Consider the following 14,579-nt stretch of genomic DNA (forward strand, 5'->3'; position numbering starts at 1 on the left):
CAAAGACATTTTAATAAATTATTATCTAATTAGATAATTAACTCGGTTCAAAACAAATTGACTAATTTATTTTTGATGTCGTTGTTATATTAATATCTTTACTATTCAGTTTTCAAAGAACATATGAGAGAAATCCTCTCAAAACTAGATATATAACCATTGGACTATTAACAATGTACATGACTAATAATATTTAAAAATAGTCTTGAAATAGGTAATGTTGACAACCAAAGTTGTTGTCGTATGTACTCCGTAGAAAGGAGGTAATCCATCCCCACGTTCTCGTAGGGATACCTTGTTACGACTTCACCCCAGTCACCAGTCCTGCCTTAGGCAGTTGTTTCCGTAGTTAACAAAACCGACTTCGGGCATTACCAGCTCCCATGGTGTGACGGGCGGTGTGTACAAGACCCGAGAACGTATTCACCGTAGCGTAGCTGATCTACGATTACTAGCGATTCCGACTTCATGTAGTCGAGTTGCAGACTACAATCCGAACTGAGAATGGTTTTTTGAGATTTGCTCCACGTCGCCGTATTGCTTCTCTTTGTACCATCCATTGTAGCACGTGTGTTGCCCCACTCGTAAGAGGCATGATGATTTGACGTCGTCCCCACCTTCCTCCCAGTTACCCGGGCAGTCTCCCTAGAAGATTTAACTAAGAATAAGGGTTGCGCTCGTTGCAGGACTTAACCGAACATCTCACGACACGAGCTGACGACAACCATGCACCATCTGTCATTCTGTTGACCTCCACTATATCTCTATAGCTTTGCAGAAGATGTCAAGAGTGGGTAAGGTTCTACGCGTATCTTCAAATTAAACCACATGCTCCACCGCTTGTGCGGATCCCCGTCAATTCCTTTAAGTTTCACTCTTGCGAGCATACTACTCAGGCGGATGATTTAATGCGTTAGCTGCGCCGATAGTTCCTATCAGCTAATCATCATCGTTTACAGCGTGGACTACCAGGGTATCTAATCCTGTTTGCTCCCCACGCTTTCGTCTCTCAGTGTCAATATGTACCCAGTTAACTGCCTTCGCCATGTTGGTGTTCTTCCTTATATCTACGCATTTCACCGCTTCACAAGGAATTCCGTTAACCTCTATACAATTCTAGCGTGCCAGTATCCAACGCGATTTGGGGTTGAGCCCCAAGTTTTGACGCCAGACTTAACACACAACCTACAGACGCTTTACGCCCAATAATTCCGGATAACGCTTGCAACCTATGTATTACCGCGGCTGCTGGCACATAGTTAGCCGTTGCTTTCTGATTTAGTACTGTCAAGGCCTTGCCATTTCCTGCAAGGTTTTTTCATCCTAAATAACAGCAGTTTACAACCCGAAGGCCGTCTTCCTGCACGCTGTGTCGCTCCATCAGGCTTTCGCCCATTGTGGAAAATTCCCTACTGCTGCCTCCCGTAGGAGTCTGGGCCGTATCTCAGTCCCAGTGTGGCGGTTCGGTCTCTCAACCCCGCTAAACATCATAGCCTTGGTGAGCCGTTACCTCACCAACTAGCTAATGTTACGCACCCCGATCTTTTAGTGAAGCTTTGAGGCTTCTTTCATATACAAATCATGCGATTTGTATAAGTATCCGGCATTAGCACTAATTTCTCAGTGTTATTCCAGTCTAAAAGGCACGTTAAGTACGTGTTACTCACCCATTCGCCGCTAAGTTCCGAAGAACTCCGCTCGACATGCATGTATTAGGCACACAGCCAGCGTTCATCCTGAGCCAGGATCAAACTCTCGAAAAAATTGACTGTCATGTATTTTGTTATATATCTAGTTTTAAAAGAACTTCTGTTTGCTTGTCAGCCTAATTATTATACCACTTGAGATTTTAAAAACCAAATATTTTTTTAAATATTTTTTAGGTGTGGCTTCATTTAGCTGTTTGCTTTATTATTTTATATTAATCTTTTTCATTTCAAAGAAAATAGATAAAAAAGTTGCCATATGGCAACTTTTGAATTATTTATTATATGTATTATAAGTTTCTATTCTTAATAATGCTTTTTTAAGTTTTGTTTCTAATTTCAATCTATCAACTTGTTGATTATGTGCAGCTTTTTCAATTTCTTTTGATAAAATTTCTTTTTCTTTCAAAGCCCTTTGTAGATCAATGTTTTTAACATCAATAATGTCGTCTGTGATGATGTTTATTTTTTCTGCATCAGCATAAACTAAACCACCACCAATATAACATTTAATAGAACTGTCGTCTTTTTCTCATCCAATAACTAAGTGTCCAACTTCAATGTTTGAAAACATAGGGGTTCGGTTTGCTTGAAGCCCGATGTAACCAATTGCTGTTTTTAAAGTTACTATTTCAACATCGCCTTCATAGAAGATTTGTTGAGGCGTAGTCACGGTTAAATGAATTGTTTGCATAATTAATTGTTTGCTTGTAGTTTTTTATAACGTTCTATAACGTCATCAATGCTTCCGGCATATCTAAAAATATCTTCTGGATAGTCATCTAAGTCACCACTTAAAATTGTTTTGAAACTTCTTAGTGTTTCTGAAAGAGGAACATAAGCCCCTTTGATACCTGAGAATTTTTCAGCTACTGTGAAAGGCTGAGATAAAAAGTTTCTAATTCTTCTTGCTCTAGCAACAATTTTTTTATCTTCTTCAGATAATTCACCAATTCCTAAAATAGCAATAATATCTTGTAATTCTTTGAATCTTTGTAAGATTGCAACAACTTGTTGTGCAATATCACAATGTTCAGGACCGACCACTAAAGGATCTAATAGTCTTGACGATGAATTAAGCGGATCAATTGCTGGATAAATACCTAAAGCAGCAATATTACGATCTAAAACTGTTTTAGCATCTAAGTGAGTGAAAGTTGTAGCAGGCGCTGGGTCTGTTAAGTCATCAGCCGGCACATAAACTGCTTGAACAGAAGTAATTGACCCTCTTCTTGTTGAAGTAATTCTTTCTTGTAATGCACCCATTTCTGTAGCTAATGTTGGTTGATAACCAACTGCTGATGGCATTCTACCTAATAGTGCAGAAACTTCTGAACCTGCTTGTGTGAAACGAAAAATGTTATCAATAAATAATAAAACATCTTGATTTTGTTTATCTCTGAAATATTCAGCCATAGTTAAACCTGATAGAGCAACTCTCATTCTTGCCCCTGGTGGTTCATTCATCTGACCGAAAACTAGCGCTGTTTTGTCTAAAACACCAGCTGCTTTCATTTCATAATACAAGTCATTTCCTTCACGAGTTCTTTCACCAACTCCAGCAAAAATAGAAAGTCCATTATGTTGTGTTGCAATGTTGTTGATTAATTCTTGAACTAAAACAGTTTTTCCAACTCCGGCTCCTCCAAATAACCCAATTTTTCCACCTTTAGCATATGGAATTAAAAGGTCAATAACTTTAATTCCTGTCTCTAAAATTTCACTTGAAGTTTTTTGTTCTTCATATGAAGGCGAAGGAGCATGAATCGGAGATCTTAAAACGTCTTGAGCAATAGGTTTTTCATCAATTGGATTACCTAAAACATCAAACATTCTTCCCAGAACTTCTTTTCCAACAGGCACTTTGATTGCTGAACCAGTGTCTTCAACTTTCATTCCTCTTTGTAGTCCATTAGTTGAAACCATAGAAATAGTTCTTGCTGTATCATCACCAATGTGTTGAGCAACTTCGAATGTGTAAGTTTTACCTTCGTGTTCTAGTTTTACAGCATTTAATAAACGAGGCAATTTACCTTCATCAAATCTGACGTCAACAACTGGTCCTAAAATTTGAACTATTGTTCCAATATTTTTTTCCATTTTTACCTCCTTTATTATGTTGCATCAGCACCAGCAACAATTTCATTAATTTCTTGTGTAATGTTGCTTTGGCGCTTACGGTTAAATTCTAATTTCAATTCTTTAATTAGATCATCTGCATTATTTGTGGCATTTTCCATGGCATTACGGCGAGATGCCATTTCAGAAATTTTTGACTCATTAGCTAAACAATAAACCATACTTGAAATATAAAGTGGAATTGAGTTTTTTAAAACTGTTTCAGCATTAGGTTCAAATTCTAATTCCTGCTTTGATGCTTCAATATTTCTTTTTTCAATATCGAATGGAAAAAGAGTTATTTGTTGAGCTTCTTGAACAACATTGTTGACAAATTTTGTGAAATATAAATAAATGCTAGATACTTCTTTGTCTTCATATAATTCCAAAGCTTTTTTAGCAATGATTGAACCTACTTGATAGTTGATTTTATCACCTAAGTCAGTGAAATTCTGCAAGATAGATTCATCATAAAGGCTTTTTAGCATTGTGTAGCCTTTAGTTCCTATAACTATAACTTTGTCATTTGGCTTAAATTGAGATTTAAACAGTTTAATAATATTGTGATTATATGAACCACAAAGACCTAAATCAGAAGTTATAACAATGTGCAAATTAGCTTCAACATCTTTATTCTTTGGAAAAATATTATAAAAATCTTGAATTTGTACATGCGCTACTAAATCATCAAAAGTTTCTTGAATCAGTTTTAAGTAAAGACTTGTCGCTTCAAATTCTTTTTTGAGTTTTTTAGTTTTAGCAGTTGAAACCAGTTGCATTGCATTGGTTATTTTTGAGTGTTAGCAACTACACCAATTCTGTTTTTTAAATTATTTAAATTAGCCATGATTATTCTTTTTCAGCTAAATATTTAGCAGGAATTGATTTGTAAAGTTTTGGATCATAGTTTGGAATTTGTGCAATGATTTTGTTAACGATTTCAATTAATGATTTTTCTATTATTTGATAATTTTCTGGTGAAATGACACCTTGATTTGCAACATCTGCATAAACATTAACACCTGTTGAATCTTTTTGTAAAAATTCTAAAACATTGTCACGATAGATATGGATGTATTCTTTTGGTAGTGGGTTAATAATTCTTTCTTTGACTCCAACCAGCATAATTGCTTGGGCAACTTGTGAAATAGCAAAGTATTGTTCTTGTTTTAACAATTCATAAACTTTTGCCCCATGCTCTAAAATAGTTTTTGTTGAATCATCAAGATCTGAACCAAATTGAGCAAAAGCTAGCATTTCATTGTATTGGGCTAATTCTAGTTTTAAAGAACCTACTACTTGTTTCATAGCTTTAATTTGAACAGCAGAACCAACACGTGAAACACTAAATCCAATATCAACCGCTGGACGTTGACCAGCATTGAATAAGGCTTCTTTGGTAAAAATTTGACCATCTGTAATTGAAATAACATTGGTTGGAATATAAGCGGAAATATCTCCCTGTTGTGTTTCAATAATTGGAAGTGCTGTAATTGAACCACCACCATTTTCGGCGTTTAATCTTACTGCTCTTTCTAGTAGTTGAGAATGTAAGTAAAAAACATCTCCTGGATAAGCTTCACGACCTGGTGGTCTACGAAGTAGTAATGAAAGAGTTCTGTAAGCCACAGCATGTTTTGATAAATCATCATAAACAATTAATACGTCTTGACCTTTTGATCTTCAGTATTCAGCCATTGTTACACCTGTGTAAGGAGCAATGTATTGTTGTGGTGCTAGTTCGCTAGCCCCAGCAACAACAATGGTTGTATATTCTAAAGCACCAGATTCACTTAATTTGTTAACAATTTGAGCTACTGTAGAGTTTTTTTGCCCAATTGCTACATAAACGCACTTAACATTTTTATCTTTTTGGTTAATGATAGTGTCAATTGCAATAGCGGTTTTTCCAGTTTGTCTGTCTCCAATAATTAATTCACGTTGACCTTTTCCGATCGGAATCATAGTGTCAATTGCAACAATTCCTGTTTCAAGAGGTTGATTAACTTCTTTTCTAGTCATTACACCAGGTGCAATTTTGAAAATTTCACTTTTAACTGTGGTGTTAATTGGTCCTTTTCCGTCAATTGGTTGACCTAAGGCATCAACAACACGACCTAAAAGTTCATCTCCAACTTTAACTGAAATAACTTGACCAGTACGCTTCACTGTATCACCTTCAGATACAGAATTAGCATCACCGAATAAAGCAATCCCAACGGTTTCTTCTTCAAGGTTTAAAGCAAGTCCATAAACACCGTTTTCAAACACAACAATTTCGCTGTTTAAAACTTTTTGTAATCCACTAGCTACTGCAATACCATCTCCGATTGAAATAACTTGCCCAATTTCTGAACGATCAACTGTTTTACCTAGATTTTCAATACGTTCTTTAATAATTGCGGAAATATCATCAAGTTTAATTGCCATCTATAACACCTCCTTTTTAATAATAAATTCGTTTTTGATTTTATTTAAATCGTTTTGTAAATTCATTTCTAAAACCTCAGTTTTAGAAACTATTTTGATACCACTAATTAAAGTAGAATCAATTTCATTTTTTAGCACTACTGTTCTTCTGGTTACTTTTTGTAATTTTTCACGAATATTATCAAGTTGATCGCTATCCAGTGGAAACGCTGATAAAACTCTAACAAAACGAACTTTAAGTTCGTTGTTAGCTAGTTTTAAGTACTCAACAATAATCTTCTTTAAAAAAGGTGTCATTTTTCTTAAAACTACTACTTTAATAGTGTTAAGGATAATTGTGTCTAAACCTTGAAAAACTAAATCGACTGTTTTTAATCTTTCTTGCTCTGAAATTAAGTCGTTTTTTAAGTAATCAATTAATTCTGGATGAGCAGTAATTATATTTTTAACTTGTTCAAATTCGGGTTGAATTTCGTTGAACTTATCATTTTCTTTAACTAAGTCATAAATTGCTACAGCATAGGCAGAAACGTTTCTTTTGTAATACATTTTACTTACCTATTTCTATGAATTTAAGAACTTATCAATAATTTGATCTTGAGATTCTTTTGATATTTCTTTTTTTAGAATTTGTTCAGCCATTTCTGTGGCTACTTTTACAATATATTGTTTAGCGTTGTTGTCAAATTCACGTTGTTGTGAAGCGATGTCAATATCTGTTTCTTCACGTAAACGTTTAGCGTCTGCTTTTGCTTTAGCTAAATAAGTTTCTGTCACTTCAGCTGACTTAATTTTGGCTTGAGTTACAATTAAATCTGCTTGTTTATGAGCTTCTTTTAATTTTTCGTTTGCATTATCTAAAGCAGTTAAACTTTGATTTTTTAACTCTAAAGATTGATCAATATTTGATTGAATATATTCTGCACGACGTTTCATCATTGCTTTTACTGGTTTGTAAAGTAAATAAGTTAGAATTAAAAACACAATTCCAAAAGCAATGATTGTTGCAATCATCATTGAAACAGAAGGGAATAAACTATCAAATTTTTCCTTAATTATTGTTCCAGATTCTTTGGTAGTTACTGTTGCTGTTTCAGCAAAATACATAGTTAAGTTTTGCATAAAAGTTAATTATTTGTTGTAAACGAAAACTAATAGTAAAGCAATAAGAAGTGAGTAAATAGCAGCTGTTTCAGCAATTCCAGCTCCAACAATTAGCATTAAACGAATTTTTGATTCAGCTTCTGGGTTTCTTCCAACAGCTTCAGCAGCTTTACCGGCAGCGTAACCTTGTCCAATCCCTGTTCCTAAAACCCCAACAGCAGCTAAACCTGCTCCTAATGCTGTTAAACCTACTGCTAATGGTGCGGATTTTGAATCTTGTGCAGCTGTAATTGTTCCAGTTGCTGATGTTGTTTCTTCTAATAATTTAATAATTGCTTCTTGCATGTTAACTCCTTATAAGATTAATAAATAGATGTTTCCAAGTTTAATTTTTTTCTTTTAAATAGGTGATATTTTTTCTCTTTTGTAGTTTCGGAAGCTAAATCGTTTTCACCTTCACCGGTTGATTCAACAACTCAATATACACCAGTTAAAAGAGTAAAAATATAAGCTTGCAATGTCGAACCAAACAAGTCAAAATAAAAGTGTAAGGCCGGCGAAATTACTAACGAGACTATATACAAGGGTTCTTTAGTACTTTGATCAAAATTAGTAATTTGAACCCCTGAAATTTGGCTTCATACATAACCACCTAATAAATAAACTAATAAAATGATAATTGCTCCACCAATAACGTTTCCATAAATACGGAAACTTAGTGAAATTAAAGGTGAAATTTTACCAAATCAATCCAATGGGTTTTTGAAACTTTTTAAATAGTGTCATTTTTGTCAAATTGCACCAGTTATAAAAATCCCTAATCAAGTCATTAAAGCCAGTGTCAGTGGGATAGAATAAGAAGTAACAATAGGTTCAAAACCAAAAATTGTCACTAAGTTTCCAATGAAAATAAATGTTCCTAAACTGAATATATAAAGTCTAGCTTTTTGAATTTGCGTCTTGCCAGTTAGTTCATCAAACGACTTGTCAATCATACCAACATAAGCTTCAGCAATTTGTGCAACACCTTTTGGCGCTTCATTTTCTTTTACTTTTGAAACCTTGATGTAAACAATAATTGAAATTACTAACACTATCATAACTGTCAAACACAGTGATAATAATTGAGGTTGATTTCAGACTCATGCATTTTCAAATATTTTACTCAAATTAGCCTCCTTTCTGGCAATAGCCGTATATCTCTGTAATAAAAATTGAAATTAAGTGAGTAGCTATTCCACCTATAAAAGCAAACAAGTTGATTTTGTTTCCATAGCCAGCAGTTGTAAAATTTGTGATATTAAAAGTGTTTAAATTGACTGCAAAAATCAAATAAAAAATTAAGGTTAATAAACCAAAAAAAGCAAAGCTTTTTAAAATAAAAAAAAGATACACGATTCTTTTTTTATTTTTTATTTGATAATAAACTAAAAATCAGTTCAATTTGTTGACTAAAAAAATGTAACAAATTCCTAACAAATAGCCTCAAAAAAGACCTAATTTTAAAAAACTTAAAGAAAGCATAATTATTGATACAAAAAACGCTGTTATCAAGAACGCTAGATCGTTAATTAATGAATAATTTTTACTTTGTTTAGGTCTTTTTTTCTCTAACATAATATACTATATTTTACAACTTTTTAAATTTGGCGTAGGAACTATGAAATATTTTTTTGCTTTTAAAAATAGTTAAAAATTCTGCTTGGAATGTGCCTGTTTCTAAATACAATAAAAAGAAAGGGGATCATATGCAAAACGACAAAATTATTATTAAATGAAGTTTATTTAAAAAAGTTTTTTATAACAATCCTGCGATGTTATTTAAAACCGAAGAACTAGCCGAAAGAATAATTGAAAAGGAATATTTCAACGTTTGAAATATGCCGATTGATGCTCAAATTAACACAAATGATATTGAAGAATTTGATGATGATGAAGAGCAAGATGAAAATATTTTTAAAACTAATGAAAAATTTGAAAAAGCTATTTCATCAGTTGAAGTGGATTTTGTTTTAAAAGATAATGATACTTTTCAAACACAAATTAAGCACAATGTTGTTCAGCAAGTAGACTTATTTGCTGAAGGAAAAGAAACTTATATCCATATGCAAGTTGATAGTTATATGAAGTACTTCAAAGATGCTATTAATTGATATATTAGTAAATACAAAGTTCCTACACAACAAGTTGCTTTTGTTAAAAATACTGCTTCATTAGAAGATAAAGCCTTTTTAACACAACAATATTTTACTGATCCTAACGTTAGACTGATAGTCAATCCGCACTTCGTTTACACAAGCGACGAATTTGATGGTTCTAAAACTATGGACTTTGTTGCAAATGGTTTTCTCTGAGATAAAACTCTACAAAAATTGGTTGATTTATCTTATGTGACAACTACTAAAAGAATTAATTACTATAAGTTTTATTTCATTCACAATGTCATTAAATCACAAGGTATATTTAATGGTTATATTAACAACTATTCTTTGGTTATGATTAATCCAGCAGCTGCTTTTTTAAAAACCATAAAACAAGGGTCAATGCAGTTTTATGAAGCGTTTGCAGCTCATCCTGCAGATGCCAAACCAACTAAATCTAAAGCAACAAAAACTTTAGAAAACATCAGAGATATAGACTTTATTGCTAGATGCTCTGGTTGTGCTACTTTATTTAATTATGCAAATATTTTTGATTACAACAGTGGATATAATTTTTTCAATGCTATTTCAGAGAATTTTATTCCTGAAATTAGTTCAACTAAGCTTAATAAAGAAGCCGATATCGAAACTGCAAGCCCACATACATTGGCTTTAAGACTTGATTCAAACAACATTGATGAACTAATGAAAGTTTGAAGGTACTATGACAGAGAAAAACTAAAAATTGACAAAACCTTTTTACCAAAGTTTGATAACCTAGTTAAGATTTTTCAAAAAGCTTACTTAGAGTTTAGAAATGAAGATACACTAAATTGAAATGCTATTAAGTATTTTTACAGTGTTGAAGGCTTAAAGAATTCATCCTTAGTCGATGAATGACTACTTGACCGTCATGGTAATTATTCTAGTGGTAAAAATTCAACAAGCATCAACATTCCACCTATTTATACAGGGGTTGAAAGAAATATCTTAGCAAAATACATAATTGGGCCAAATTTTGACTTATATACTTACAAAATTTATTCAGACAAAGAAAAAAGAGACATTGTCTCAATGCTTAACAAAATCAATAGAGTTAAAAATGTGCCAAATTATTTAAATATCGAAGCTTTAAATATCATTAAACCTCTACACCTAAGGGATAAACGTATTTGTTGATATGACTATGAAGGGTTTATGGATGTTTATCCAATTTTAGATTTTGTAGCACCATATGCTCAGATTATAAATCAAGTTTCAGTCATTGTAACTAAAAATGGAATAGAACAAGAAAAACAAAATATAGTTGTTGATACTAAGAACATTCAACTACTTGATTTAGTTAAAATTATAATTGCGGTTTATGCTAATAAAGCTGATTATTATGTCGTTTATAATAAATCATATGAAAACGCTAGAAACAAAGATGTTGTTAAACTAGTTAATGCTTATACTTTAAACAAAGATAAAGACTTAAAATATCAAATTTTTGTTGACCAAATGACTGAATTATTAGGTAAAAATTACAAAATAATTTTTGAACAAATGGTTAATCATATTAATAATAATACTATTGACTTACTTGATGTTTTTAAAGGTAAGTCAATTAACACTTATGATGAAACATATCCTCATATTTTTGAACCTGAAAGCGGTGAAGTTTCTGACTATTCACATCCTGAAAACATTTCTTTATTCAAAGAAGGATTTAAATCACTACAAATTTTAGCTAAAAACAGTTTTAAATACACAATTGAGAATTTAGCGCCCCACAACAAGGTTCACTTTTTAAATATTCAATGATTAAAGGGTTATTCATCAATTAAAACTGTTGAAAAATATATCACCAATTTTGACTTACCTTTAAAAACTAAAATCACCCCTTATAAAGAACTTGTGATTCAAAAAGGTACTATGGCAATGGAAAAAGCCACATTGCGTTATTGTAATTTAATTGGTGATCAAACTTGAAATAATTCTCAAGTACCTGAATTAAAGAGATATTGTGAAAATGACGTTAGAGCCATGATTATGGTCTATGAATTAATTATGTATGTTGCTCGCTTAATTCATCCTGAAATAGACGAGTATGAATATAAACTAGAATCAACAGATTTAAATTATTTTATTGACAAAAATACTAATAAATTAATTACTAAAACTCCTTAAAAACAATAATAAAAGTTGCAAAATAGCAACTTTTTAATTCTAAATTTGGGTATTTAAATCTATCCCATAAAATCTGAAACCAAGAATTTTTTAGAAAAAATACACATTTTTATTTTTATCTGACTATAATAATTACACATACATTTTTAAGGAGACTAGCATGGATAAAGTTAAAAAAACAAGACACCAAATTATTTTAATTAATGGAAAAAGAAGAAGTGGAAAAGGACTTTTAAGTAATGAACTTAAAAAGAAATTAACTAAGAAATTCGATGATAATATTCACATTTTATCATTCGCACAACCAATTAAATTAATTACAGAACCAATCTTAGACGAAATTAGATGAGATAAAAAAGATAAAGAAGTTGTAAGACCTTTATGAATCGCTATGGGTGAAGTAGGACGTAGAATCGACCCTAATATCTGATGTGAAAAAGTTTTCAAAAGAATTAAAGACATCGCTTCACAAGCTTCAAAAGAAGGTAAAAATTCATTATTTATAATCGACGATTTACGTTTTCCGAATGAGCTTGAATACTTCAAAAGTAATTTAGCAAGTTTACAAAAATCAGTTTCTGAAAATGATGAAGCTAAAGTCCTATCAATTAGAATTGAAAAATTCATGGACCCAACTAAATTCCAACAAGGAGTTGATGACAACTCAACAGAAATTAGTTTTGATAAAATTGTTAACATCTGTTTCGACTTTATCGTGCCACAAGACACTTTAATCAACCGTGAATGAATGCCTATTTTTGAAAATGTTTCAGTTACAGCTGATATGATTATTCAAAACTTCATTAATAAATAATTATGATAACTTGCATATATTTATGCAAGTTTTTTCATTTTAAAGAACTAAAAAAGAACTATAAATGCCATAGTTCTTTTAAGGTTAATTTTGCTTTCTTTTGCTTATGCTGTTGTTATAATTAAATTATGTCTAACAAAAAAATTACTCGTAAATACTACAATAATAGAGATTATTTTCTGGATTTTGAAAATCGAACTTTAACTTTATCAGATGCTCTTTATGCAAAATTAAAAGGAACTAATCAATTTGAAAAATTTAAAAAAATTGGTGGTTCATCAGTTGGTAATATTTTAATTAGTGATAATTTCAAAAATGACTTTATAGCTTACTGTTTTATTACCCGTTTAAATCCTGCTGTTTTCCAAACTAAGTACATTGATGCTGGTAATGCAATTGAGCCAAAAGTTTTTGATTTACTTCGTGCAACTTATCCTGATCAAGTTATTGAAAACTATCGTGCCGAAGATTATGGATATGATTATTTTAAAGATACCCATCCAATTATCAGCGGTGTGCCAGATGGTTATATACCAGCTATCAATCGGATAGTTGAGGTTAAAACAGCTGGCGCTAAGAAAAAAGAAGCTTGAGATAAATATGGTGTTGATAAGTCATATATTAAGCAAGCTCAACTTTATTCTTTTTTAAAAGGTGCTAATTCTTTCGTTATAGTTGCAGCTTTTTTAAATGATGATGCAGGTGATTATTTAAATCCTGAACAAGTTGATTTAACACAAAGAGAAGTTAAGGGATATGCCTTTACCATTGACCAAAATGTTGTTAGAGACGATATTAAAAAAGTTGAAGAATGATATAAATTTTATACAAATACAAACGTTTCACCAAAGTTTGACTTAGCAGTAAATGCTGATTTAATAGAATATTTAAAGTGTGAAAATCAACAACAATGAATTGACTATGCTAATAAATTAAAGCAACAAGGCAAAATGGACTTAGATTTTATAATCGAATAAAAAATAGCCATAAGGCTATTTTTATTATACATTTCCATTGTTTTTTGATCTTGAATCTAAATTATCAATGTAATAATATGTTCAAGCTTTTGAAGGAGTAGTAAAATCAATTCTTGCATCAGGATTAATTTGCTCACCTTCTAAGTAAGGAGCAAACCTACTATATAAAGCACCTTTAGATAATAATCAATCTATTGTTAAAATGTTTCTTGAAATATAAAATCTATCAACGTCTCTTAAGGATGTTAAGAAATTATATTCCGTAACTGTGCTTCCTCCGACAGTAACTTGTCTACTTGTGAAGAATCTTGTTAAGAATTTTTGTCTTAATTTTAATAAGGTTTCTTTAATTTTGTAATCTTCAACATCTAAACGAATGTTTTCTGGAACTTCTGGAGCTTCTGCTTTAATTACTGTATTGTAGTATTCATAACGTGTTTGACCTGCAGGTCTTCTTCTTTTAGTTATATTAATGTAATTTTCAGTATATAAAGGTTGTCCACTTTCGCTTCTTAATTCTTCAGAACTTGCAGGAACATTTTCTGATAAAACTGTTGAATTAAAGTTTCATGTTGGTTCTGCTGGTTTGTCAACTTTATTTAATTCAGCTTGTCTTTTAGCTTCTTCAGCTGCTAAGTGCTCTTCATGAGCTGTCTTAACTTCATTGTATTTTGTTTCAATTTGATTAACAATTTCATCTGAAACGTCTTGGTTGGTTTCTAATATACTATCAATTGTTGTAACAATATCATTTAATTCTGTTTGTTTTTCAGCATTATAGTCTAACGCTGTTTTTAATTCTGAAATTTTTGTTTTCAGATCTGTTAATTTATTTCTTTTTTCTTCACTTAATGTTGTTTGAACATCTGAAGTATTTTCTGGATTTGATTCAGCAGGTTGACCCTCATTATTTCCTTCAGCTGAACCATTTGTTTCACCAGGTGTAGTTTGTTTTGCTGGGTTAACTGGTTGTTCTGGATTATTTGGGTTATTATTATTATTATTATTATTTGTGTTTGTTGTATCTTGACAACTTAAAGCAACTAGAGCTGGAGATGAAATTACTAAGCTTAATCCTAACAGGTTAAAAGCTTTTTTAAATCTTAATTTCATATCAGTC

The 14,579-nt window shown here is 31.6% G+C and carries 13 protein-coding genes and 1 rRNA gene; 3 read left to right on the forward strand and 11 right to left on the reverse strand.

Features of this window, described 5'->3' with window-relative positions:
* Nucleotides 1-256 precede the first annotated feature (256 nt).
* The 10 genes from FG904_RS01395 to FG904_RS01440 all read right to left on the reverse strand — a co-directional run bounded on the left by FG904_RS01395 (nucleotide 257) and on the right by FG904_RS01440 (nucleotide 8,975).
* A 16S ribosomal RNA gene (locus FG904_RS01395) occupies nucleotides 257-1,763 on the reverse strand.
* A gap of 217 nt (nucleotides 1,764-1,980) precedes the next feature.
* Complete coding sequence (gene atpC, locus FG904_RS01400; RefSeq protein WP_139592151.1) at nucleotides 1,981-2,400, reverse strand: ATP synthase F1 subunit epsilon; 420 nt, start codon at nucleotides 2,398-2,400, stop codon at nucleotides 1,981-1,983.
* Nucleotides 2,401-2,402: 2 nt separating this feature from the next.
* Nucleotides 2,403-3,806: a F0F1 ATP synthase subunit beta gene (gene atpD, locus FG904_RS01405; RefSeq protein WP_139592152.1), complete on the reverse strand. Its 1,404-nt coding sequence runs from the start codon at nucleotides 3,804-3,806 to the stop codon at nucleotides 2,403-2,405.
* A gap of 14 nt (nucleotides 3,807-3,820) precedes the next feature.
* Entirely contained in the window at nucleotides 3,821-4,603 is a 783-nt protein-coding gene (gene atpG, locus FG904_RS01410) for an ATP synthase F1 subunit gamma (RefSeq protein ID WP_246051814.1), read from the reverse strand.
* A 70-nt stretch (nucleotides 4,604-4,673) separates the two neighbouring features.
* A complete protein-coding gene (gene atpA / locus FG904_RS01415; protein WP_139592153.1) occupies nucleotides 4,674-6,254 on the reverse strand; it encodes a F0F1 ATP synthase subunit alpha in 1,581 nt (526 codons plus the stop codon).
* A complete protein-coding gene (gene atpH, locus FG904_RS01420; protein ID WP_139592154.1) occupies nucleotides 6,255-6,803 on the reverse strand; it encodes an ATP synthase F1 subunit delta in 549 nt (182 codons plus the stop codon).
* A 15-nt stretch (nucleotides 6,804-6,818) separates the two neighbouring features.
* Nucleotides 6,819-7,376, reverse strand: a complete 558-nt coding sequence (gene atpF / locus FG904_RS01425) for a F0F1 ATP synthase subunit B (protein ID WP_246051815.1) — start codon at nucleotides 7,374-7,376, stop codon at nucleotides 6,819-6,821.
* Between the two features lie 9 nt (nucleotides 7,377-7,385).
* Nucleotides 7,386-7,703, reverse strand: coding sequence for an ATP synthase F0 subunit C (atpE, locus tag FG904_RS01430; protein WP_139592155.1), 318 nt, complete (start codon nucleotides 7,701-7,703; stop codon nucleotides 7,386-7,388).
* A gap of 17 nt (nucleotides 7,704-7,720) precedes the next feature.
* Complete coding sequence (locus FG904_RS01435) at nucleotides 7,721-8,527, reverse strand: F0F1 ATP synthase subunit A (RefSeq protein WP_139592156.1); 807 nt, start codon at nucleotides 8,525-8,527, stop codon at nucleotides 7,721-7,723.
* A gap of 1 nt (nucleotide 8,528) precedes the next feature.
* On the reverse strand, nucleotides 8,529-8,975 hold the full coding sequence (locus tag FG904_RS01440) for a hypothetical protein (RefSeq protein ID WP_139592157.1): 447 nt from the start codon (nucleotides 8,973-8,975) through the stop codon (nucleotides 8,529-8,531).
* A 131-nt stretch (nucleotides 8,976-9,106) separates the two neighbouring features.
* Here FG904_RS01440 and FG904_RS01445 point away from each other — a divergent pair, with 131 nt between their 5' ends.
* The 3 genes from FG904_RS01445 (at nucleotide 9,107) to FG904_RS01455 (ending at nucleotide 13,459) form a co-directional block, all read left to right on the forward strand.
* Nucleotides 9,107-11,668, forward strand: coding sequence for a UU173 family protein (locus FG904_RS01445; RefSeq protein ID WP_139592158.1), 2,562 nt, complete (start codon nucleotides 9,107-9,109; stop codon nucleotides 11,666-11,668).
* Between the two features lie 160 nt (nucleotides 11,669-11,828).
* Nucleotides 11,829-12,482, forward strand: a complete 654-nt coding sequence (locus FG904_RS01450) for a hypothetical protein (RefSeq protein ID WP_139592159.1) — start codon at nucleotides 11,829-11,831, stop codon at nucleotides 12,480-12,482.
* Nucleotides 12,483-12,610: 128 nt separating this feature from the next.
* Nucleotides 12,611-13,459: an MAGa7180 family putative nuclease gene (locus FG904_RS01455; RefSeq protein WP_139592160.1), complete on the forward strand. Its 849-nt coding sequence runs from the start codon at nucleotides 12,611-12,613 to the stop codon at nucleotides 13,457-13,459.
* A 24-nt stretch (nucleotides 13,460-13,483) separates the two neighbouring features.
* Here the strand turns inward: FG904_RS01455 and FG904_RS01460 are convergent, their stop codons facing one another.
* Nucleotides 13,484-14,572: a hypothetical protein gene (locus tag FG904_RS01460; RefSeq protein WP_139592161.1), complete on the reverse strand. Its 1,089-nt coding sequence runs from the start codon at nucleotides 14,570-14,572 to the stop codon at nucleotides 13,484-13,486.
* Between the last annotated feature and the right edge of the window lie 7 nt (nucleotides 14,573-14,579).

It is taken from the genome of Mycoplasma nasistruthionis (genome assembly GCF_006228185.1).
Classification (GTDB): domain Bacteria; phylum Bacillota_I; class Bacilli_A; order Mycoplasmatales; family Metamycoplasmataceae; genus Mycoplasmopsis; species Mycoplasmopsis nasistruthionis.